The following is a 22,651-nucleotide window of genomic DNA, read 5'->3' as shown; positions in this document are numbered from 1 at the left end:
ATACGAAAAAGGCCACCGTCGCCGGTGGCCTTTCGTGATTGTTCAGCCTTGCCGGCCTTAGTGCGCCTGGTCGGCCCAGACGTTCTTCTTGGCGAGGTAGGCCAGGATCGTCGCGGCGATCAGGAAGCCCACCACCGGCCAGCCGGTCTGCTTGCGCTTGTCGAGCTTGGGCTCTGCCGTCCACACCAGGAACGCCGAGACGTCCTTGGCCATCTGGTCGACGCTCGCCTTGGTGCCGTCGCTGTAGGTCACCTGACCATCGGTGGTCAGTGGCGGCGGCATGGCGAGGTTGAGGTTGGCGAAGTACGGGTTGTAGTGCAGCCCGTCCGGCGTCTTGGCATCGGGGAACTGCTTGAGCATCGCGGCCGGCTGCGCCTCGTACCCGGTCAGCAGCGAATAGACGTAGGCCGGGCCTTCGTGGCGGGCCTTGGTCATCAGCGACAGGTCGGGCGGGCTGCCCTGACCGGCGTAATACACCGGCGGGAAGTGATCCGAGGCCAGGTTCTCACGGTCGGCGCGGTCGCCGGTCTTGGGATCGAAAGTCTGCGCCTTGTTGCCCCACTGCTTGGCGATCGCCTTCACTTCGGCTTCGCTGTAGCCGATCGCGGTCAGGTCGCGGAACGAGACCTGCTTGAGGCTGTGGCAGGTCGAACACACTTCCTTGTACACCGCGAACCCGCGCTGCAGCTGTTCCTTGTCGAACCGGCCGAACACGCCGTCGCTGGCGAAGTGCACCTCTTTGGGGTGCTTGTGGAACACCGACTCCGCGGTGGCCGCAGCCGGTTCGGTAATCGCGACGTAGGCGCCGTTACCGAACGACCACAGTAGCGCGACGGCGAAGAAGAGGCCGATCAGGGGGCCAAAAAGACGGACCATGGGGTTCTCTCGATCTTTCCGGTTGCGCTCAGGCGGCAGCGGGTTGGGCGGGGGCGAGCACGGCGTGGTCATCCTTGCCCAGCACATCCTCGGTGATCGAGAACGGCAACGGCTCGGGCTTCTCGATCGACGAGACGATCGGGAGGATCACGAGGAAGTGCAGGAAGTAGTACGCCGCGGCGATCTGCGAGATCATCACGAAAGGTTCGGCAGCGGGCGAACCGCCGCAGTAGCCCAGGATGATCACGTCGGGCAGCAGGCCGAACCACACGAACTTGCGCAGCAGCGGGCGATAGCGCGACGAGCGCACCGGCGAGGTGTCCAGCCAGGGCAGGAAGAACCACACCAGGATCGCGCTGAACATGGCGAGCACGCCCATCAGCTTGGCCGGGATGAAGAAGAAGTCCCAGGTGAACGCGCGCAGGATCGCGTAGAATGGCCAGAAGTACCATTCGGGCACGATGTGCGCCGGCGTCGAAAGCGGGTTGGCGGGGATGTAGTTGTCGGGGTGACCCAGCGCGTTGGGCGCGAAGAACACCACGGCGGTGTAAAGGATCAGGAACACGCCCAGTCCGAAGCCGTCCTTGGCCGTGTAGTACGGGTGGAACGGCACGGTGTCGCTTTCGGTCTTCACTTCCACGCCGGTCGGGTTGGTCGAGCCGGGGATGTGCAGCGCCCAGATGTGCAGGATCACGACTGCAGCGATCACGAACGGCAGCAGGAAGTGCAGGCTGAAGAAGCGGTTGAGCGCGGCGTTATCGGGCGCGAAACCGCCCAGCAGCCACTGTTGCAGCGGCGTGCCGATCAGCGGGATGGCCGAAAACAGGCCGGTGATGACCTTGGCGCCCCAGAAGCTCATCTGGCCCCAGGGAAGCACGTAGCCCATGAACGCGGTGGCCATCATCAGCAGGAAGATGACCACGCCCAGCAGCCAGATCATCTCGCGCGGGGCCTTGTACGAACCGAACAGGAAACCGCGGAAGATGTGGGTGTAGACCACCACGAAGAACGCAGAGGCGCCGTTGGCGTGCGCATAGCGCATCATCCAGCCCCAGTTGACGTCACGCATGATGTGCTCGGTCGAATCGAAGGCGACGCCCGCGTTGGCGGCATAATGCATCGCCAAGATCACGCCGGTCACGATCTGGATGACCAGGCAGAAGCCGGCGAGCACGCCGAAGTTCCACCAGTAGTTCAGGTTGCGCGGCACCGGGTATCCGGCGCCCACCGCATTGTAGACGAAGCGCGGAAGCGGCAGTTTTTCGTCCATCCACTGCATGAACGGGTGGCGAGGCTCGTAATGTTGCGCCCAGGGAAAGCTCATCGGATCTTATCCTCAGCCGATCTTCACGACAGTGTCGCTGTTGAACTCATACACCGGAACCTCAAGATTCTTGGGAGCCGGGCCTTTGCGGATGCGCGCAGCGGTATCGTAAGTCGATCCGTGGCACGGGCAGAAATAGCCGCCGAATTCACCGCGCGGCTCACCCTCGCCGGCACCCAGCGGAACGCAGCCCAGGTGGGTGCACACGCCCATGGTGATCAGCCAGTTTTCCTTGCCGGGCTTGGTACGCTCGGCCAGCGTCTGCGGATCGCGCAGCGAACCGATGTCGACCTTGTTGGCCAAAGCGATTTCCGCCGGGGTCAGGTTGCGCAGGAACACCGGCTGCTTGCGCCAGATGGCCTTGATCGCCTGGCCCGCCGCAATCTGCGAAATGTCGATTTCGGTCGAGCTTTCGGCCAGCACGTCGGCCGACGGGCTCATCTGCCGGATCAGCGGCCACAGCGTGGCAAGACCGCCGACGCCCGCAAAACTTACCGCCGCGACATTGATGAAATCGCGGCGCCGCACGCCTTCCCCGGTCTCATGCACCGGAGTGTCGATGCCTGCATCGTCAGCCATTTGAATTCCCTGCCTGCTGCCGCCCCGGGCACGGATCGCCCGTGGTCCAACTTGCCCCCACTTGGCCGCGAGACGGCATTTTCGTGAAAACGCCCTCGCAGCCGGAGGACCGAACGCCTGTTTCAACGGCGCAACGGACCCCACTTGGCGCGCCTGATAGACGCAAAAACGCCGGTTTGCCAACAGGCATTTTGGCATCGCGAAACTCGGGGAATCGCGGGCCTTGCAGCCGTTGTCGCGCCGCTGCCGGAATCATCAGAACCCCGCGCCGTCGGGCCAGTTCGGCCCGGCCAGTCCCATTACCTTGAACAGGGCGCCCATCTGGCCTTCGCCGATCAGGCGGTCGCGGCCTGCGAGAATCGCCGCGGTGTGTTCGGGTGCGGCCCGGCACAGCGTTTCGGCGCGGGCCTCGATGCCCAGCGCGCGCAGCCAGCGGCCCTGCTCGACCGTGCCCAGCCAGCGTGCGGAGCGCGACTGGGCGATCGCGGCGAGCGCCGCAAAATCGACATGCGCCGTCAGGTCCGCTTCGCCCGGCGTGGAGAACGGATCCACCTTGCGATGTTCGCGCACCGCCTGCAGCGTGCTGCCGAGCCGGGAATGGGCCTGGCCATAATCGATGATCAGCGCCGCCCCACCTTGCGCCGCGAGACGACCGGCCAGTTCGTAAACGATCGCGGCGGCGGCGGGGCTCGTCTCGATGATCGCGCCGTCGGGCAGATCGAGCGCCTGCATCGCCGGCGGGACCGCGGCGTCCATCGGCCGGTCGCCGGCGACGAGCGCCAACCCGCCGCGTTCCAGCCCCACCATCCGTTCCCGCCACCCCGCCGGGGTGCGCACCAGCTGGCGCACGGGCAGGGCATCGAGGAATTCGTTGGCGACGACCAGCAACGGCCCGTTGTCGGGCAGGGTCGACAGGTCATGGTGCCACTGCGCGCCCGGGTGGAGGTCCAGCTGCACGGCTTTGAGCGCGGTGCTGGTTTCGACGAAGTGCACGCGCGGGGTCAGGCCATAGCGACCGACCGCACCCAGCGCATCGTGCGCCAGCGTGCCGCGTCCGGGGCCGAGTTCGACGTAGTGCACCGGCTCGTCGCGGCCGGACCTGATCCACATGTCGGCCAGCCACAGGCCGATCAGTTCGCCGAACATCTGGCTGATTTCGGGCGCGGTGACGAAATCGCCGTTCGTGCCCAGCGGGTCGCGCGTGTTGTAATACCGCGCATTCGATTCGGCCATGAAGTGGGCGAGGCTGATCGGGCCGGTGTTGGCGATCAGCCGGTGGAATACCTGTGCAAGCGCCCGTGCAGGCGGTTGTCCGCCTGCGGCTCCGCCGTCGTTCACGCAGGGATCGTCCCTGAACCCGCCGCTACTGGCGGCGATCCTTGCGCCGACACTTGTGGCTTCATCAGCGCCCGGATGGTGAAGAACAGGCCCACCGCCATCAACGGGATGGTCAGCCACTGGCCCATCGACAGACCGGTCGCGTGGGCGAAATCCTCAAGCTGGGCATCGGGCTCGCGGAAGAATTCGACCGTGAAGCGTGACAGCGCATAGCCGAGTGCGAACAGGCCCACGAGCAGGCCGGGCCGCCACCGCGCGCGTGTTTTCCAGAACAGCGTGACCAGTACGATCGCCAGCACCAGCCCTTCCAGCAGGGCTTCGTAAAGCTGGCTGGGGTGGCGCGCGGCGGGGCCACCGCCGGGGAACACCATGGCCCACGGCACGCCTGGCCCCGCAACGCGGCCCCACAGCTCACCGTTCACGAAATTGGCGAGCCGGCCAAAGCCCAGCCCGAACGGCACGCACACCGCGAGATAGTCGCACGTGCGCAGGAACGACAGCTTCCCGCGCCACGAAACCCAGGCGATCGCCAGCAGCGTGCCGACCAGGCCGCCGTGGAAGCTCATGCCGCCTTCCCACAACTTGCCCAGATCCGCGGGGTGGGTGAGCAGCTGCGGCGCGTAGAAGATCGCATAGCCCATCCGCCCGCCTAGGATGATGCCCAGCGTGGCATAGAAGAACAGATCGTCCGCGTGGCGCTGCGCCATCGGTGCGCCGGGCGCCTTGATCATCTTCGACAGGTGCCAGTAGCCCAGCAGGATGCCGGCCAGATACGCCAGCGAATACCACTTGAGCGTGAAGAACCCGAGATCGAGCGCGATCGGCGAAAGTCCCAGCTCATCCCATTGCAGCGGGTGGATCGCGGCGGATGCCGCGGCCAATAGTGACAGCAAGTAGCGAACTCCCTAGAACCGGGTCAGGGCAAGCGTCGGTGCGCGCCCCATCCCCCGTTGGGATGGGCTTTTGGCATAGCGACAGGCGCAAGCAAACCCGAAAAGCCGGAAGCGGCGCGGGGCAACGGGAGAGGTAGTCGATCTGATGCAGAGCGAACTTGATCGCGACTTGGCCCGGGTGATGGAATCGCTGTCCGCGCACGGCGGAATGTTCGAAACGGTGCCGTACCACCGCTTCGGGCGCGATCTGCCGATGATCGCCGCCGCCCCGGCGACGCTGGCGGACTATTTCGCGCATTTCTGCGCCGCGCATGGCGATCTGCCGTTCATCGTCGATGGACCGATGCGGCTGAGCTTTGCCGAGACCTATGCCGCCGCGCGCGTGGCGGCCGGCGGGCTCGTTGCCGGCCATGGCCTTCAGAAAGGCGACCGCGTTGGCATCGCCGCGCGCAATTCCACCAGCTGGATCGTGGCGTACATGGCGGTGCTGATGGCCGGAGGGTGCGCGGTGCTGCTCAACGGCTGGTGGCAGGGCGAGGAACTCGCGCAAGGCGTCGATCTGGTAGGTTGCAGCCTGATCCTGGCCGATGGCCCGCGTGCGGCCCGGCTTGCCCAGGTGACCCACTGCGCCACGATCGTGCCGGTCGTGCACGATGTGCCGCCGGGCGAAGGCCTGGCCGCGCTGACCGCCAAGGGCGGCGGCGCGGATACCCCGCTGCCCGGCATCGCACCCGACGATCTGGCCACGATCCTGTTCACCTCGGGCTCCACCGGGCAATCCAAGGGCGCCTATTCCGATCATCGTCAGGTCGTGCAGGGCACGTTCAGCTATCTGGCGCAGTCCGTGCTGATGCTCAGCCTGATGACCGAGCGGGGCAAGGCGCCCACGGTGCAGCCGTCCACGCTGGTCAACCTGCCGCTGTTCCACGTCACCGGGGAAATCCCCGTGCTGCTGCAAAGCTTCGCGCTGGGGCGCAAGCTGGTGCTGATGCCCAAGTGGGACGTCGAACAGGCGATGCAGCTGATCGAGCGCGAACGGATCACCTACTTCGTCGGCGTGCCGCTGATGAGCTTCGAGATCGCGACGCACCCCGATCGCGCCAGGTACGATCTGTCCAGCTGCACCTTGTTTGCCGCCGGCGGCGCGCCGCGCCCGGTCGATCACGTCTCGCGCATTCGCGAATCGCTGCCGCATGCATTTCCGCTGCTGGGCTACGGCCTGACCGAGACCAATGCCGTGGGCGCCGGCAACTTCAATGAGAACTACCTGGCCAAGCCCGGCAGCACCGGCACTGCATCGCGCCCGCTGGTCGATCTGGCGATCCTCGACGATGACGGCAAGCCGGTGGCGCAAGGCGCGACCGGCGAGGTTTCGATCCGCAGCGTCGCCAACTTCATCGGCTACTGGAACAACGAAGCCGCCACCCGTTCCGCCGTCACCGACGACGGATATTTCCGCACCGGCGATCTGGGGTATCTCGACGCGGAGGGCTATCTGTTCATCGTCGATCGCAAGAAGGACATCATCATCCGCGGCGGCGAGAACATCAGCTGCATCGAGGTGGAAAGCGCGATCTACGCCCATCCCGACATTGCCGAAGCCAGCGTGTTCGGCCTGCCCGACGAGCTCTATGGTGAAGTGCCGGCGGCGGTCTACAAGCCCAAGGACGGCCGGGTGCTGCACGACGACGATCTGCGGGCGTTTCTGGCGCGGCACATCGCCGCGTTCAAGATCCCGGTGCGGTTCTGGGAAGTGGACGAACCGCTGCCCCGGCTCGGGACCGAAAAGGTCGACAAGCGCGCGTTGCGCGAACGGTTCACCCGCGAATGGGCCGGGGCGGGGAGCTAGGGTTTGGCGGGAATCGACGAGGTGGCCGGTTCGGGTCGGTTTCGGTGTGTCGCTGAAACCGATCCTGGCCTAGGTACGCGGCCATGACCCTACACCGCATTGCCAACCAGCGCCTGATCATCGATCGCCGCGCGCTTGCCGAAGCCGTTGCCGCCGCCGTGGCCGAAAGCGGGGCCAAGGCGCGCCCCGCCGTGGTCGAACTGTTGCGCGAAGCACTCGCGGCCGGTCGCACCGAAATCGCCCGGCGGCTGATGGAAAAACCGTCCGCCGGCCATGACTGTGCCGCGGCGCAGGCGTTCCTGGTCGATCAGCTGGTTCGGATCATCCACGACCATGTCGTCACCGATGTCTATCCCACCGGCAACCGCAGCACGGGCGAACGTCTGTCGATCATGGCCGTGGGCGGCTACGGGCGCGGCGAGATGGCACCGCATTCGGACGTCGACATCGCCTTCCTCACGCCCTCCAAGCAGACCGCGTGGTGCGAGCAGGTGATCGAGGCGATGCTCTACTTCCTGTGGGACCTCGGGCTCAAGGTCGGGCAATCGAGCCGCTCGCTCGACGATCTGGTGCGCATGGCCAAAAGCGATCTCACGATCCGCACCGCGCTGCTCGAAGGGCGCTATGTCTGGGGCGATCGCGACTTGTACGAGGAAGGCTCGCGGCGGTTCTGGGCCGAAGTCGTATCGGGCACCGAGCGCCAGTTCGTCGCCGAAAAGCTGGGCGAGCGCAACGACCGGCACAAGCGGCTGGGCGACAGCCGTTACGTGGTCGAACCCAACGTCAAGGAAGGCAAGGGCGGCCTGCGCGACCTGCACACGCTCTACTGGATCGGCAAGTACATCCACAAAGTGCGCGATCCCAGCGAGCTGGTCGATGTCGGCCTGCTGACCGCCGAGGAATATCGCGCATTCCGCCGGGCCGAGAATTTCTTCTGGGCGGTGCGCAGCCACCTGCACAACATCACCAACCGCGCCGAGGACCGGCTCACGTTCGATCTGCAGCGCGAAGTGGCGTCGCGGATGCAGTTTTCCGACCGGCCGGGCAAAAGCGCGGTGGAGCGGTTCATGCAGTACTTCTTCCTGCAGGCCAAACAGGTCGGATCGCTGACCGGGGTGTTCCTGGCCCAACTCGATGACCAGTTTCCGCCGAAGAATCGCGGCTTCCTGGCAGGCCTGCGGCGCCGGCCGAAAAAAGTCGGGGCGTTCACGGTCGACAGCGGCAAGATCTCGGTATCGGGCGACGACTTCTTCCGAAAGGATCCGGTCCGGCTGATCGAGCTGTTCGTGCTGGCCGATCGCGAGAAGGTCGAGATCCATCCCGATGCGATGCGGCTGGCGCGGCGCGATGCCAAGCTGATCGATGGCGCCGTGCGCAAGGACCCGCGCGCCAATGCGCTGTTCCTCGACGTTCTGACCAGCCGCAACGATCCGGAAACGGTGCTGCGCTGGATGAACGAGGCAGGCGTGTTCGGGCGGTTCGTGCCCGATTTCGGCCGCGTCGTCGCGCAGATGCAGTTCGACATGTACCACCACTACACGGTCGATGAGCACACCATCCGCGCGATCGGGCTGCTCGCCAGGATCGAAAAGGGTGATTTCAAGGACGACCATCCGCTGGCCAGCGTGGTGATGCCCAAGATCGCCTCGCGCCGGGTGCTGTACCTGGCCACGCTGCTGCACGACATCGCCAAGGGCCGGCAGGGCGATCACAGCGTGCTGGGCGCCGAAGTGGCGATGAAGCTGTGCCCGCGGCTGGGCCTGTCGGGCGCGGAGACCGAGCTGGTGGCCTGGCTGGTGCGCTATCACCTGCTGATGAGCGCGACCGCGTTCAAGCGCGATCTGGCCGACTACAAGACGATCGCCGATTTCGGCGCGCAAGTGCAGAGTGTCGAACGGCTGCGGCTGCTGCTACTGGTCACCGTCGTCGATATCCGCGCGGTCGGCCCCGGCATCTGGAACAGCTGGAAGCGGCAGCTGCTGGGCGATCTGTACCAGTCGACCGAGGAAGTGCTGCGGCTGGGCTACAAGCAGCATGGCCGGGCCGAACGGATCGCCGCCAAGAAGGCTGCCGTCGGTCAGGTCCTGAAGGAGCGCGATGCGCTGATCGGCACGGTCGGGCGCCAGCTGGGCGATGCCTACTGGATCGCCGAGCCCGAGGACATCATCGCGCTCAACCTTCAGCAGATGGACCGCGCGCTCGACCAGCCGCTGACGGTGGAGACGCACTGGTATCCCGCGCGCGGCGCGACGCTGGTCACCGTGCTGGCGGCCGATCACCCGGGGCTGTTCTACCGCATCGCGGGGGGCATTCACCTCGCCGGTGGCAACATCATCGACGCGCGCATCCACACCGCCAAGAACGGCATGGCGGTCGACAATTTCCTCGTGCAGGATCCGCTGGGGCGGCCGTTGAACGAGGACAGCCAGATCGAACGCCTGAAAAGCGCGATTGGCGATGCGCTGGCCAACCGCGTCAAGCTCGTGCCCCGGCTCGCCGCGCGCCCGCTGGCGCGCCCCCGCGCCGATGCGTTCGACGTGCGGCCGATCGTGATCTTCGACAACACCGCCTCCAACCGCTTCACCGTGGTCGAGATCGGCGCGCGCGATCGTCCGGCTCTGCTCAACCGGCTGGCGCGGGCGCTGTTCGAGGCGCGGCTGATCGTGCACTCCGCCCACGTCGCCACGTATGGCGAGCGCGCGGTCGATACGTTCTACGTCACCGATCTGCTGGGCGAGAAAGTGGAAAGCGAACCGAGGCTGAAAGCGGTGGAGAAACGGCTGCTCGAAGCGGCCGAAGACCGCAAGCTCAAGCCGATCGCCGCCTGAAGCGCAGCGCGTTTCAGGCCGCCGCCAGCCGCCGCACGGTCTCGTCCTGGCCGATCAGCGGCAGCAGCGCGGCCATGTCCGGCCCGTGGTCCAGCGCGGTCAGCGCCTGACGCAGCGGCAGGAACAACCCTTTGCCCTTGCGCCCGGTGCTCGCCTTGAGTGCGCCGGTCAGCGCGGCCCAGGGGGCATCCGACCAATCGAGCGTCGCCGCGACTTGCGCAGCCTTGGTCAAATAGCCTTGCGTCTCGGTGTCGAACGCGGGCGGCGTTACCGGGCCGCGGATCACGCGCCACCAGTCCGCTGCCTCGTCGATATGCGCAAGATTGGGCCGGATCCCCTCCCACGCCGCTTCGCCGAAGCCGCCCGCGACCATCTCGGCGGGCAGCTTGTGCGCCACGCGCGCGAACGGCAGGCGGTGGACGATGGCGGCGTTGACGCGGTGCAGTTCGGCCTCGTCGAACCGCGCGGGTGCCCGCCCGAAATGGCCAAGGTCGAAGCTGTCGGCCAAGGCCGCTGCATCGAGCTTCGGATCGACCGGATCGGACGTGCCCAGCCGCGCCAGCAGCGCGACCAGCGCCTCGGGCTCGATCCCCGCATCGCGCAGTTCCGCCACGCCCAGCGAACCCAGCCGCTTCGACAGCTTGCCCTCGCTGCCCACCAGCAGCGCCTCGTGCGCAAAGCGCGGCGGCTTGGCCCCCAGCGCGGTGAACATCTGGATCTGCGAGGCGGTGTTGGACACGTGATCCTCGCCGCGCAGCACGTCGGTCACGCCCATCGCGACATCGTCGATCGCCGACGGCAGCATGTACAGCCACGATCCGTCGGCGCGGCGCACCACCGGATCGGACAGCTGCGCCGGATCGAACTGCTGCGGTCCGCGAATGCCGTCGTCCCACGTGATCGGCTGCGCGTGGTCGAGCAGGAAGCGCCAGTGCGGGGCGTCTCCCGCCGCAGCCTTTGCGGCATGATCGGCCTCGGTCAGGGCCAGCGACGACCGGTCGTAGATCGGCGGCAACCCGCGCCCCAGCTGGACCTTGCGCTTGAGGTCCAGCTCCTGCGCGGTTTCATAGCAGCGATAGAGCCGCCCCGCCGCAACCAGCCGCGCGAACGCCGTTTCGTAAAGATCGAAGCGCAGCGACTGGCGCTCCTCGCCGTCGGGATCCAGCCCCAGCCAGCCCAGATCCGCGCGGATCGCATCGACGAAATGCTCGGCACTGCGCGCCGCATCGGTATCGTCGATCCGCAGCAGGAACCGACCGCCGTGCTGCTTGGCGAGCAGCCAGTTGTGCAGCGCGGTGCGGATGTTGCCGACGTGGAGCATGCCCGTCGGCGACGGCGCGAAGCGGGTAACGGTGGTCACGCCGTGCGGAAGCCGTGGGTGATCGGATAGCGGCGGTCGCGGCCGAAGTTGCGCACGCCCAGCTTCACTCCCGGCGGCGCCTGGCGGCGCTTGTATTCGGCCAGGTGCAGCAGGCGTTCGATCCGCACCACGGTGTCGCGATCGAACCCGGCGGAGACGACCTGTTCGACGCTTTCCTCATGCTCCACCAGCCGCAGCAGGATGGCATCGAGCACGTCGTAGGGTGGCAGCGAATCCGAATCCTTCTGGTCGGGACGCAGTTCGGCGCTGGGCGGCTTGGTGATGATCCGCTCGGGCATGACCGGGCCGGTCGGGCCCAGCCCGATCTTGGGCTTCTTCGTGTTGCGCCATTTCGAAATGGCGAACACGGTCATCTTGTAGGCGTCCTTGAGCGGGTTGTAGCCGCCCGCCATGTCGCCATAGATCGTGGCGTAGCCGACGCTCATCTCGCTCTTGTTGCCGGTGGTCATCAGCATCGGGCCGAACTTGTTCGACAGCGCCATCAGCGTCACGCCACGGATGCGCGACTGCAGGTTTTCCTCGGTCAGGTCGGGCTTCACATCGGCAAACGGCGCGGCGAGCATTTCGGTGAAACCGGCGACGGCCGGCTCGATCGGGATCGTGTCGATCCGGCAGCCGATCATTGCCGCGCACTGGGCGGCATCGTCGAGGCTGTCCTGGCTGGTGTAGGCGCTGGGCAGCATCACGCACCACACCCGGTCCGGCCCCAGCGCATCGGCGGCAATCGCCGCGCAGATCGCCGAATCGATCCCGCCGGACAGCCCAAGCACCACGCCGGGGAAGCGGTTCTTGTCGACATAGTCGCGCAGCGCGAGGACCATTGCGCAGTAGATGTCCTCGGGATGTTCGGCCAGCGTGGCGATCTCGCCCGGCTCGCAGCGCCAGCGGTGGCCCGAACCATAGGGCACGCGGCTCCAGCGGGTATCGACCACGGCTTCTTCCCAGTCGGGCAGCTGCGCCCACACCGCGCCTTCGGGGCCGACGACGAAGCTGGCGCCATCGAACACCACCTCATCCTGACCGCCGACGCGGTTGAGATAGGCCAGCGGAATGCCGGTATCGATCGCGCGACGCTTGGCCACGCCGTCGATCCGCAGCTCGTCCTTGTCGATCTCGTACGGGCTGCCGTTGACGCAGATGAAAATTTCTGCGCCCAGTTCAGCCAGGTGGCGGCACACGTCGGGGTGCCAGATATCCTCGCAGATCGGCAGGCCGATCATCGCGCCCTTGAACAGCACCGGCTCGGGCAGCGGGCCGGGCAGGAAATAGCGCTTTTCGTCGAACGTGCCGTAGTTGGGCAGCTCGTACTTGAAGCGTACCGCCGCGACCTTGCCACCATCGAGCAGCGCCACGCCGTTGTGCAGCGCGCCGTCGCGCACGAACACCGAGCCCACCAGCATCGCCGGGCCGCCATCGGCGGTGACGCGGGCGAGCCGTTCCAGCTCGGCGGCGGCGCGGGTGATCAGCGCCGGTTTCTGGATCAGGTCCTCGGGCGGATAGCCGACCAGCTGCATCTCGGGATAGACGATCAGGTCGCTGTGCATCGAGCGCGCGCGCACCGCGAGCATCGCTTCGGCATTGGCGGCAAGATTGCCGACGTTCTGGTTCAACTGGGCGAGGGTGATGATGAGCTGGTCTGCCATGTTCCCGCTCTAGGCCGCGCGAGCCGCTCGCCGCAACCCCGGCTGACGCCCTGTTCCGCCATTCGATTGCGGCTTGCATCCCGTTTTGGACGCAAAGCAGTGGGCGAAGGGTGCGCGAACATTGCAATGGCGCGACCATCCGGTAAGGGCAGTCACGGGGAAAAGACGACTGCAGGGACTTGCGCAAAATGAAGATCATGGCCGGCAACAGCAACCTGCCGCTTGCGCGGGCGATTGCGTCGTATCTCGAAATTCCGCTGACCGACGCCAGCGTGCGCCGTTTCGCGGACGAGGAAGTGTTCGTCGAAATCCACGAGAACGTCCGCGGCGAGGATGTGTTCGTGGCGCAATCGACCAGCTTTCCCGCCAACGACAACCTCATGGAACTGCTGATCTGCATCGACGCGCTGCGCCGGGCGTCGGCGCGCCGGATCACTGCGGTGGTGCCCTATTTCGGCTATGCCCGGCAGGATCGCAAACCCGGGCCGCGCACGCCGATCTCGGCCAAGCTGGTGGCCAACCTGATCACCCAGGCGGGCGCCGACCGCGTGCTGTCGGTCGATCTGCACGCCGGGCAGATCCAGGGCTTCTTCGATATTCCGACAGACAACCTGTATGCCGCGCCCGTCATGGCGGCCGACATCCAGTCCCGCTACCACGGGCAGGAACTGATGGTGGTTTCGCCCGACGTGGGCGGTGTAGTGCGTGCCCGCGCGCTGGCCAAGCGGCTCGACAATGCGCCGCTGGCGATCGTCGACAAGCGCCGCGACCGACCGGGCCAGTCCGAAGTCATGAACATCATCGGCGACGTCAAGGGCCGCATGTGCATCCTGATCGACGACATCATCGATTCGGGCGGTACGCTGTGCAATGCCGCGCAGGCGCTGATGGAAGCCGGTGCCGCAGGCGTTTCGGCCTACATCACCCACGGCGTGCTGTCGGGCGGTGCGGTGGCGCGTGTGGCCAATTCGGCGCTGAAGGAACTGGTGATCACCGACACCATCCTGCCGACCGACGCGACGCGCGAATGCAAGCGCATCCGCATCCTCACCATCGCGCCGCTGATCGGCGAGGCGGTGCGCCGCACGGCCGAGGAAAGCTCGGTCAGCTCGCTGTTCGACTGATCGGGTGGACGACACCGGGCTGGTGTCGCACCGACGTCAGTCGGAAAGTCTGATCGGAATCGCAGTGGGGGGCGAAGTCGGGGCCGATCCGGGTTAGGGCCGAGACTGACCCAAACCGACCCCGCGTCCCGGTTCACTGCCAGGGACGTATCGCTCCGGGGGCCAGCCGCTCGGTCATTTCGAGGCGGCGGGCCTGGCGGGTTTCGAGCGCCAGCGTCATCAACGGCTGGGGCGTGTCGACGAACTGGCTGGGCGACAGGCCGAACAGTTCGCTGAATTCGCGGATCAGGTGGCTCTGGTCGTAATAGCGCAAGGCCAGCGCCTCGGCTTCCTCATGATCGGCCACGCCGCGCAAGTGGCTGGCCATGTCGAGCGCGCGGGCGCGGCGCAGCACCTGCTTGGGCGGCATGCCGAAGTCGCGGCGGATCAGGCGTTCGAGCCGCCGCAGCTCGATCCCGCATTCGCGCGCGAAGCCCGAGATGGTGACCGAAGGATCGGTAAACGCCGTAGCCTCGAACCGGGCTGAGATGGGATCGGGCTCGCGCGCGCCGGATTTGGCGAGTTGCGTGCGAAATTCATCCTCGAGCGCCACGAGCCATTCCTCGTGGCAGGCATCGGGATCGATCAGGCCGAGCATGCGCTGGCCCGACTGGCCGATGTCGTCGAGCCGGGTGATGCAATCGACATGGTCGGCCACCACCGGCCCGCCCAGCGCGTGGCAAGCGCCTGGGCGCAGCGAGTAGCCCAGGCTGGTGAACGGTCCCGTCACCCGCAGCGGCATGCGGCGCGAATGGGGGCCGAAGAACAGCGCCTCGCGGCCGAAGTGGTACCGCCCGCGAACCGTATCGGCCCGCCACCGACCGCCCAGTTGCATGCGCACGAAGGCGGTGTCGTTCAACAGGCCGCATTCGAACGAATAGTCCTGCGGGGCCTCGACCACCGTGACATAGAGCCGTGCGATCCACGGTGCCAGGTCGGCGGCGGGCGCGCGGCTGAACGACATCGGCTGACCATCGCGGGTCGCGCCGCTGCCCGAAGCAATCGATCGGTCCAGCGCGGGTCTGATATGGTTCATGGCGCGTCCCCGTTCCTGTTGCGCTGCCAGACCCGATAGACATCGGGTGTGGTAGCGCTGTGTCATCGGTCATTCGTCCGACGATTGCGGCGTTGCAGCCGTGATGGTCGTTTAGGGCGATGTCGGGAACCGATCCCGTGGGGTTGCTGGAAAGATACTGTCACAGAATTTTTCCAGAATTGGCGGTGCGCGACCTCGGTGCGGCTCGAAAAGCATTTCGACACAAGATCAAGTGCTTGCCGCCGCACGTCCAACCCGGTGCTTGACCGGGCGCGGTCGGCACGGGCACAGCGCTGCCCATGAAACTCGATGTCGATATCGCGCTTGCGATCCGCCTTGCCGACGCTGCCGGCGCGGCGATCCGTCCGCACTTCCGTTCGGGCCTGGCGGTCGAGCGCAAGGACGATGCCTCGCCCGTCACGCTGGCGGACCGCGCGGCGGAACAGGTGATGCGGGCGCTGCTGAAGGCCGAAGCGCCGCAGGACACCGTGATCGGCGAGGAATTCGGCGCTACGCCGGGCACAAGTTCGCGCAGCTGGGTGCTCGATCCGATCGATGGAACCGCCGGGTTTCTGGCGGGCAGGCCGCTGTTCGGCACGCTGATCGCGCTGGTGGTCGAAGGGTTCCCGGTGCTGGGCATCATCGACCAGCCGATCCTCAACGAGCGCTGGATCGGCGTCAGCGGGCGCCCGACCACGCTCAACGGCAAGCCGGTACGCACCCGCCTCTGCCGCGTCCTGGCCGATGCGACGCTGGCCACCACCGGCCCGCACTACTTCGACGATCACGACGGTGCGCACTTCATGGGCCTTGCCGCCAAGACCGATCATCGCCGGATGGTGATGGGCGGGGACTGCTACAACTACGCCATGCTTGCCACGGGGCAACTCGACGTGGTGTGCGAGGCCAACCTAAAGCTGCACGATTGGGCGGCGCTGGTGCCGGTGGTGGAAGGCGCCGGCGGCTCCATGGCCGACTGGAACGGCGATCCGCTCCACGCCGGATCGAACGGCCAGGTCATCGCGGTGGGCGATCCCGCGCGGCTTGACGATGTGATCGAGGCACTGGCCTGCGCGCATTGATGCGGCGCGCAGGTCAAGGACCGGGGAGGCGGCCACGCGGTTCTTCTTCTACGGCACGCTGACGCATGAACACGCCAATCCCGTGACCGCGCGCGTGCGCAGTGCGCTTGGCCCGCCACGCCGGGCGTTTGTGCGCGGGCAATTGCACGCGGTGCGCACGCCAGACGGCTGGTATCCGGTGCTGCTAACGGGCGGAAAGAACCGGGTGTGGGGCTACCTTTATACCACCGGGCCGGATTTCGACCGCCGCCTGCTGCGTTTGCTCGACGCTTACGAGAACTATCTGCCGCATCATCCGGCGGCATCGGAGTATGTGCGCAAAACGATCAGCGTCCGCCCCGTTCCCGGAACGACCAGCAAGGCGCAAGCCTATGTGTTCATGCGCAAGCTGACCCCGGCGATGCGCCGCGTGCCGGGCGGCGACTTTGCGCGGTTCCTGCGCGACACGGGATTTGCCGCGCTGTCGTCGGGCGATGAGGGCGCAAGTCGGCGGTAGAAGTCCAGCCGCCGCTAGAGGTCCAGCCGCCGCTAGAGCTATCGCGTGCGGCTTGCCTTTTGCCCCCCACATGCCTAAGGGCGCGTCCTTCAATCGACGCGGATTCGAATCTCGCAAGGGATTCTGGAACCGGCCTGGCTGTAAGGGCTGCCAAGGCTGGTTGCATGCGTCACACCACAGGAGACCGAAATGCCCAAGCTCAAGACGAAGAGCGGCGTCAAAAAACGCTTCAAGCTCACCGCAACCGGCAAGATCAAGCATGGCGTGGTCGGCAAGCGCCACCGCCTCATGAGCCACAATGCCAAGTACATCCGCCAGCAACGCGGCACCGACGTGATTTCCGACGCTGATGCGAAGGTCATCAAGAAGTGGGCGCCCTACGGGCTGTGAATTGAGGAGTACTGAAGCATGTCACGTATCAAACGCGGCGTTACCACGCGCGCCAAGCACAAGCGGCTCCTCGAACAGGCCAAGGGCTATCGCGGTCGTCGCAAGAACACCATCCGCGTCGCTCGCCAGGCCGTCGAAAAGGCCGGGCAGTACGCCTATCGCGACCGCAAGGTCAAAAAGCGCACCTTCCGCGCGCTGTGGATCCAGCGGATCAACGCCGCCGTCCGCGCCGAAGGCCTGACCTATTCGCAGTTCATCCACGGCACCAAGCTGGCCGGGATCGACCTGGACCGCAAGGTCATGGCCGATCTGGCGATGAACGAAGGCGGCATCTTCTCGACCGTGATCGCGCAAGCCAAGGCTGCGCTGCCGGCCTGAGAATCATTGCTTCGGGACCCTGCGGGTCCTTCGGCTTGAAAAAGGCTGTCGACCGTTGACCGGTCGGCAGCCTTTTTTCGTCGCCGAGTGATTGAGGGCACATTGGTCCTTTTTGGAGGCTTTTAACCGTCGCTTAGACACGGTATGCTAACGGCGATAAGACAATGAAACAGGGGCGCATTTTGACCGGCGATTGCAGGGTCAGGGTTCAATTTCATCAACCGCCGCTCGCGCTGCGGCGCTTTTTCACGACGTTTTATCTCACCGAAATCGAAGTGCCGGACGGCCAGCGGGTCACCGACTATCTCCACCCGGAATGGGGCAACCTGCGCATGATCTCGGGCGATCCGCCCGAAGCGGAGATCGCCGGCGTCACGCCACGCCACGATATCCGGGACATCGCGACCGGGCCCACCAGCACGACGATCCGGTTCACGATCGGTCGCGCGCGCATCTGGGGCATCGGCCTGCTGCCGCTGGGCTGGTCCAAGTTCGTCACCACGCCCGCCAACAACCTGGCCGATTCGCTTCTGGATGCGCGGCAGGAACCCGCGTTCGCCCGCTTCGTGCCCTTGCTCGATACGCTGTTCGGCGATGCACCGGACGAAGCGGCCGAGCTGGCGCGGATCGAGGCGCACTTCGCCGCGCGGCTGGCGGAACCGCTGGCCGATGAAGCGCGCATCGAAACCTGCCACGCCGCGCTGGTCGATACCGACGTGTGGACGGTGTCGGACATGGCAAGCGCCGCCGGCCTGCCGCCGCATACGCTCGAACGATTGTGCCGCCGCCATTTCGGCTTTGCGCCCAGCCTGCTGCTGCGCCGCCAGCGGTTCATGCGCAGCCTGGCGCAGTACATGCTCGATCCCTCGCTCAAGTGGATCGGCGCGATCGACGGGCACTATCACGATCAGGCACAGTTCGTGCGGGACTTCCACCGGTTCATGGGCATGGGACCGCGCGAATATACCGCGCGGCCGCATCCCATCCTCGGCGCGGTGATGCACGCCCGGATGGCCTCGGCGGGGGCGGCGGTGCAGGCGCTGCACTTGCCCGAAGCGACACGTCTGGTGACCGGCGGATAGCACTACCGCTTTTATCGCGGGGCATTTGGCGCTAGCGGCAGCGCCGATGGAACAGCTTGCACACCAACAGGCCGAAACGCTGGCCGCGATCGCTGCCGCAGCTTCGGCAGATGCTCTCGAAACGATCCGCATCGCCGCGCTGGGCAAGCAGGGCTGGATCAGCGCCCTGCTCAAGACGCTGGGCGCGATGACCCCCGATCAGCGCAGCGTCGAGGGGCCGCGCATCCATGCGGCACGCGAATCGGTCACGGCGGCACTGGCGGCGCGCAAGGCCGACCTCGAAAATGCCGAGCTGGAGCAACGGCTGGCGCGCGAAACGATCGACCTGACGCTGCCCGCGCCCGAGCGCCCACGCGGATCGATCCACCCGGTCAGCCAGGTGATGGACGAACTGGCGGAAATCTTCGCCGACATGGGCTTTGCCGTGGCGAGCGGGCCGGAGATCGAGGACGACTGGCACAACTTCACCGCGCTCAACATGCCCGAAACGCACCCGGCGCGGGCGATGCACGATACGTTCTACTTCCCCGATCAGGATGCCGCCGGCCGCTCGATGCTGCTGCGCACGCATACCTCGCCGGTGCAGATCCGCACGATGCTGGCAGTTGTCGAAAAAAATCCGGGGGGCGCGCCGCTTCGGATCATCGCGCCGGGGCGGGTCTACCGTTCCGACAGCGACGCGACGCACACGCCGATGTTCCACCAGGTCGAAGGGCTGGTGATCGACAAGGGCATCCACCTCGGCCACCTCAAGTGGACGCTGGAGACGTTCCTGAAGGCGTATTTCGAGCGCGACGACATCGTCCTGCGCCTGCGCCCCAGCTATTTCCCGTTCACCGAACCCTCGGTCGAAGTGGACGTGGGCTACACGCTGGTGTCGGGGAAGCGCGTGCTGGGCGGCTCCGAAGGCTGGATGGAACTGCTCGGCAGCGGCATGGTCAACCGCAAGGTGATTGAGATGGGCGGGCTTGACCCCGACGTGTGGCAGGGCTTCGCGTTCGGCGTCGGCGTCGATCGGCTGGCGATGCTCAAGTACGGGATGGATGATTTGCGCGCGTTCTTCGACGGCGATGGCCGCTGGCTGGCGCATTACGGTTTCGGCGCGGGCGATGTGCCGACGCTGTCGGCCGGGGTCGGAACGCAGGCAGGAGCGCGCGCATGAAGTTCTCGCTCTCTTGGCTCAGGCACTTCCTCGCAACCGACGCCGATGCGACCGCGATCGCCGACAAATTGACCTCGCTCGGGCTCGAGATCGAGGGGGTGGAGGATCCGTCCGCCAAGCTCGAAGGTTTCCGCATCGCGCGCGTGCTGACGGCGGACAAGCATCCGCAGGCCGACAAGCTGCAGGTGCTGTCGGTCGATATTGGGTCCGGCCAGCCGCTACAGGTGGTGTGCGGCGCGCCCAATGCCCGTGCCGGGATGCTCGGCGTGCTCGGCCTGCCCGGCGCGGTGGTGCCCGCCAACGGCATGGAACTGCGCAAGTCGGCGATTCGCGGGGTCGAATCGAACGGCATGATGTGCTCGACCCGCGAACTGGGGCTGGGCGAGGAGCATGACGGCATCATCGAGCTGCCCGCCCATGCGCCGGTGGGCCAAAGCTTTGCCGACTACAGCGGCAGCGATCCGGTGTTCGACGTGGCGATCACCCCCAACCGCCCCGATTGCATGGGCGTTGCCGGGATCGCGCGCGATCTGGCGGCAGCGGGTCTGGGCAAGATGAAGCCGGTCGCGGTCGATCACGTTGCCGGCAGCTTTCCCTGCCCGACCGAAATCCGCACCGACGATGCCGAAGGGTGCCCCGCGTTTTATGGCCGGGTGATCCGGGGCGTGACCAACGGCGCCTCGCCCGACTGGATGCAGGCGCGGCTGAAGGCGGCCGGACAGCGGCCGATCTCGGCGCTGGTCGACATCACCAACTACGTCATGCTCGGCTATGGCCGCCCGGCGCATGCCTATGATCTCGCCAAGCTTTCGGGTGCGGTGGTGGCGCGGCGCGCGCGCGACGGTGAGGGCGTGACCGCGCTCAACGGCAAGCATTACCTGCTCGATCACCGGATGACCGTGATCGCCGACGACGTGCAGGTGCACGACATCGCCGGGATCATGGGCGGCGAGCATTCGGGCGTGGCCGACACCACCACCGATGTCCTGCTCGAGGTGGCCTACTTCGACCCGCAGCGCATTTCGCGCACCGGGCAGACACTGGCGCTGTCGAGCGACGCGCGCACGCGATTCGAGCGCGGGGTCGATCCGGGGTTCCTTGACGGCGGGCTGGACCTGTTGACCCGCCTGATCCTCGACATCTGCGGCGGCGAGGCCAGTGAAGTGGTTCGCGCGGGTACGCCGCCATCGGCGCAGCACGTGGTCGGCTACGATCCGGCGCTGGCCGACAAGCTGGGCGGGGTGGATGTGCCGCTGCCCGAGCAGAAGCGCATTCTCGAGGCGCTGGGCTTCAGCATCGTGGCGCAGGCCGATGCCTCGGGCGGCGAGCGTTGGGCGGTCAGTGCACCGTCGTGGCGTCCCGACATCGATGGCGCGGCCGACATCGTCGAGGAAGTAATCCGCATCCACGGGCTCGACGCGGTGCCCTCCACCCCGCTGTCGCGTGCCGACGGCGTGGCGAGGCCCACCGCGACGCCGGTGCAGGCGCTGGAACGGCGCGTGCGGCGCGCGGCGGCAGCGCGCGGGTTGAACGAGGCGATCACCTGGTCGTTCCTGCCCGAAGCGGACGCGAGCGCGTTTGCCGAAGCCAGCGGCGGGCTGTGGCTGCTGGCCAACCCGATCAGCGAGGATCTCAAGGCGATGCGGCCGTCGCTGCTGCCCGGCTTGCTGGCGGCGACCCGGCGCAATCTGATGCGCGGCGCGGCGTCGGTACGGCTGTTCGAGGTCGGGCGGCGGTATTTGCGCGGCGAAAACGGCGCGAGCGACGAAAAGCTGTCGCTGGCGGTGGTGCTGGCGGGCGAGGCGGCGCCGCGTGGCTGGGATCCGAAGGTCAACGGGGGCAAGGCCAGGGCGTTCGACGCGTTCGACGCCAAGGCCGAAGCGCTGGCCTTGCTGGCCGAAGCGGGCGCGCCGGTCGACAGCCTGCAAGTCATGGGCGAGGCGGGGTCGCAGTTCCACCCCGGCCAGTCGGCCACGTTGCGGCTGGGCCCCAAGGCGGTGCTGGCCCGGTTCGGCATGCTTCATCCGGCGACGGCCAAGGCGTTCGACATCGATGGGCCGGTGGCCGTGGCCGAACTGTTCCTCGATCGCATCCCGGCCAAGAAGGCGGCGGCAGGCTTCGCGCGCGCGGCTTATGCTCCGCCCGCCTTGCAGGCGGTGACGCGCGATTTCGCGTTCCTGGTGACCGATACGCTGCCGGCGGGCGATCTGGTGCGCGCGGTGCGCGGCGCGGACAAAGTCGAAATCGTCGCGGCGCGGCTGTTCGACGATTTTCGCGGCGCGGGCGTGCCCGATGGGCACAAGTCGCTGGCGGTCGAAATCACGCTCCAGCCCGGCGACAAAAGCTACGACGAAGCCGCGCTCAAGGCGATTGCCGACAAGGTTGTTGCAGCGGCGGCCAAAGTGGGCGGCGTGCTGAGAGCCTGATTACTCGGTCGAACTGCCGCCCGAATCGCCCTGCGCCTGATCCATCGGCTGGCTGTCGTCCTTCGCCTTCAGGACCTTTTCCGCATCGATATCGCGGGCCTCGTTGATCGTCGGGCGGGGGTGGCTGCGTTCCATCTCCTCGGACGCCCTGGCCGCTGCTTCGACCGACTTCTGCATGTTGCCCATGTTGCCGATCGCGGCCACGGCCATCTGTCCGCTGATTGCGTTGAAGTTGAACGGCCTGCCTTCCAGCCTGGCGTCGATCTGCTCGGCCATCGCCGCCTGATAGAGGTTGGCGATCTCGGGCCGTTCCTTCAGGCGGCCCGACACGCCCTGCTTGTTTTCGCCTTCGGGCGGCAGGATGGTGACGACAACGCGCGTGGCAGCGGGGCCTTCGGCGCTGGTGTTGGCGGCAAAGCGCAGGATTTCGGGGCCGGACGGTTCCGATACCACCCACACGAACCGGTCATTGCCGGGCTGGACGACGTCGGACACCACCTCGTTCTCGCCGAAGATCATCGACGGCACATGGGTATCGCGCAGCGTATCGCGCACTTGCGCCACCGGCCTGGGATAGACCTTGCCATCACCGCAGCCCGCCAGCAGGGCCAGCGAACCGAGCGCGGCCAGCCGCACCATGTGCCAGGTGACCTTCATTTTCTCCCAGAGCATGGCCCGATCCCCCGCGTCTGCCCAATCCGACGATTTCAGATCATGCGGCTAGC

The 22,651-nt window shown here is 66.7% G+C and carries 19 protein-coding genes; 10 read left to right on the top strand and 9 right to left on the bottom strand.

Translation table 11 applies throughout. The features are described from left to right. Positions 1 to 57: 57 nt before the first annotated feature. The 5 genes from NL2_RS13630 to lgt all read right to left on the bottom strand — a co-directional run bounded on the left by NL2_RS13630 (position 58) and on the right by lgt (position 5,010). Positions 58 to 876: a cytochrome c1 gene (locus NL2_RS13630; protein WP_068076190.1), complete on the bottom strand. Its 819-nt coding sequence runs from the start codon at positions 874 to 876 to the stop codon at positions 58 to 60. 28 nt (positions 877 to 904) lie between these two features. Then, on the bottom strand, positions 905 to 2,200 hold the full coding sequence (locus NL2_RS13625) for a cytochrome b (RefSeq protein WP_068076186.1): 1,296 nt from the start codon (positions 2,198 to 2,200) through the stop codon (positions 905 to 907). A gap of 12 nt (positions 2,201 to 2,212) precedes the next feature. Further along, positions 2,213 to 2,779, bottom strand: coding sequence for a ubiquinol-cytochrome c reductase iron-sulfur subunit (gene petA, locus NL2_RS13620; protein ID WP_068076184.1), 567 nt, complete (start codon positions 2,777 to 2,779; stop codon positions 2,213 to 2,215). A gap of 255 nt (positions 2,780 to 3,034) precedes the next feature. Then, complete coding sequence (locus NL2_RS13615) at positions 3,035 to 4,117, bottom strand: class I SAM-dependent methyltransferase (protein WP_068076182.1); 1,083 nt, start codon at positions 4,115 to 4,117, stop codon at positions 3,035 to 3,037. Beyond that, positions 4,114 to 5,010: a prolipoprotein diacylglyceryl transferase gene (gene lgt / locus NL2_RS13610; protein WP_068076180.1), complete on the bottom strand. Its 897-nt coding sequence runs from the start codon at positions 5,008 to 5,010 to the stop codon at positions 4,114 to 4,116. The genes NL2_RS13615 and lgt overlap by 4 nt, the downstream gene beginning before the upstream one ends. Positions 5,011 to 5,155: 145 nt before the next feature. Here lgt and NL2_RS13605 point away from each other — a divergent pair, with 145 nt between their 5' ends. Beyond that, positions 5,156 to 6,859: a class I adenylate-forming enzyme family protein gene (locus NL2_RS13605; RefSeq protein ID WP_068076177.1), complete on the top strand. Its 1,704-nt coding sequence runs from the start codon at positions 5,156 to 5,158 to the stop codon at positions 6,857 to 6,859. A gap of 83 nt (positions 6,860 to 6,942) precedes the next feature. Beyond that, a complete protein-coding gene (locus NL2_RS13600; protein ID WP_068076175.1) occupies positions 6,943 to 9,687 on the top strand; it encodes a [protein-PII] uridylyltransferase in 2,745 nt (914 codons plus the stop codon). A gap of 13 nt (positions 9,688 to 9,700) precedes the next feature. Here NL2_RS13600 and gltX read toward each other — a convergent pair whose 3' ends face one another. Both gltX and NL2_RS13590 read right to left on the bottom strand, forming a co-directional pair. Beyond that, a complete protein-coding gene (gene gltX, locus NL2_RS13595; protein WP_068076171.1) occupies positions 9,701 to 11,047 on the bottom strand; it encodes a glutamate--tRNA ligase in 1,347 nt (448 codons plus the stop codon). Beyond that, entirely contained in the window at positions 11,044 to 12,711 is a 1,668-nt protein-coding gene (locus tag NL2_RS13590; RefSeq protein ID WP_068076168.1) for an NAD+ synthase, read from the bottom strand. The genes gltX and NL2_RS13590 overlap by 4 nt, the downstream gene beginning before the upstream one ends. A 188-nt stretch (positions 12,712 to 12,899) precedes the next feature. Here NL2_RS13590 and NL2_RS13585 point away from each other — a divergent pair, with 188 nt between their 5' ends. Then, on the top strand, positions 12,900 to 13,835 hold the full coding sequence (locus tag NL2_RS13585) for a ribose-phosphate pyrophosphokinase (RefSeq protein ID WP_068076164.1): 936 nt from the start codon (positions 12,900 to 12,902) through the stop codon (positions 13,833 to 13,835). A gap of 133 nt (positions 13,836 to 13,968) precedes the next feature. Here NL2_RS13585 and NL2_RS13580 read toward each other — a convergent pair whose 3' ends face one another. Continuing rightward, on the bottom strand, positions 13,969 to 14,910 hold the full coding sequence (locus NL2_RS13580; RefSeq protein WP_068076162.1) for a helix-turn-helix domain-containing protein: 942 nt from the start codon (positions 14,908 to 14,910) through the stop codon (positions 13,969 to 13,971). 299 nt (positions 14,911 to 15,209) lie between these two features. Between NL2_RS13580 and NL2_RS13575 the strand changes: the two genes are divergently transcribed. The 7 genes from NL2_RS13575 to pheT all read left to right on the top strand — a co-directional run bounded on the left by NL2_RS13575 (position 15,210) and on the right by pheT (position 21,926). Further along, on the top strand, positions 15,210 to 15,992 hold the full coding sequence (locus tag NL2_RS13575) for an inositol monophosphatase family protein (RefSeq protein ID WP_068076160.1): 783 nt from the start codon (positions 15,210 to 15,212) through the stop codon (positions 15,990 to 15,992). Beyond that, positions 15,988 to 16,488 (top strand): gamma-glutamylcyclotransferase family protein, encoded by a 501-nt coding sequence (locus NL2_RS13570; RefSeq protein ID WP_084356080.1) that lies wholly within the window; start codon positions 15,988 to 15,990, stop codon positions 16,486 to 16,488. Before NL2_RS13575 ends, NL2_RS13570 begins: the two co-directional genes overlap by 5 nt. 189 nt (positions 16,489 to 16,677) lie before the next feature. Next, positions 16,678 to 16,878, top strand: coding sequence for a 50S ribosomal protein L35 (gene rpmI, locus NL2_RS13565; RefSeq protein WP_068076156.1), 201 nt, complete (start codon positions 16,678 to 16,680; stop codon positions 16,876 to 16,878). 18 nt (positions 16,879 to 16,896) lie between these two features. Further along, on the top strand, positions 16,897 to 17,256 hold the full coding sequence (gene rplT / locus NL2_RS13560) for a 50S ribosomal protein L20 (protein ID WP_068076154.1): 360 nt from the start codon (positions 16,897 to 16,899) through the stop codon (positions 17,254 to 17,256). 164 nt (positions 17,257 to 17,420) lie between these two features. Beyond that, positions 17,421 to 18,338 (top strand): helix-turn-helix domain-containing protein, encoded by a 918-nt coding sequence (locus NL2_RS13555; protein WP_068076152.1) that lies wholly within the window; start codon positions 17,421 to 17,423, stop codon positions 18,336 to 18,338. Between the two features lie 46 nt (positions 18,339 to 18,384). After that, the gene (pheS, locus tag NL2_RS13550; RefSeq protein ID WP_068076150.1) at positions 18,385 to 19,500 is read left to right on the top strand and encodes a phenylalanine--tRNA ligase subunit alpha; all 1,116 of its coding nucleotides are present in this window, start codon (positions 18,385 to 18,387) and stop codon (positions 19,498 to 19,500) included. After that, complete coding sequence (gene pheT / locus NL2_RS13545; RefSeq protein ID WP_068076148.1) at positions 19,497 to 21,926, top strand: phenylalanine--tRNA ligase subunit beta; 2,430 nt, start codon at positions 19,497 to 19,499, stop codon at positions 21,924 to 21,926. The genes pheS and pheT overlap by 4 nt, the downstream gene beginning before the upstream one ends. Here pheT and NL2_RS13540 read toward each other — a convergent pair whose 3' ends face one another. Beyond that, complete coding sequence (locus NL2_RS13540) at positions 21,927 to 22,598, bottom strand: hypothetical protein (protein ID WP_157083169.1); 672 nt, start codon at positions 22,596 to 22,598, stop codon at positions 21,927 to 21,929. Between the last annotated feature and the right edge of the window lie 53 nt (positions 22,599 to 22,651).

The organism is Novosphingobium lentum NBRC 107847 (assembly GCF_001590965.1).
Classification (GTDB): domain Bacteria; phylum Pseudomonadota; class Alphaproteobacteria; order Sphingomonadales; family Sphingomonadaceae; genus Novosphingobium; species Novosphingobium lentum.
This window is presented reverse-complemented; position numbering and strand designations above follow the sequence as displayed.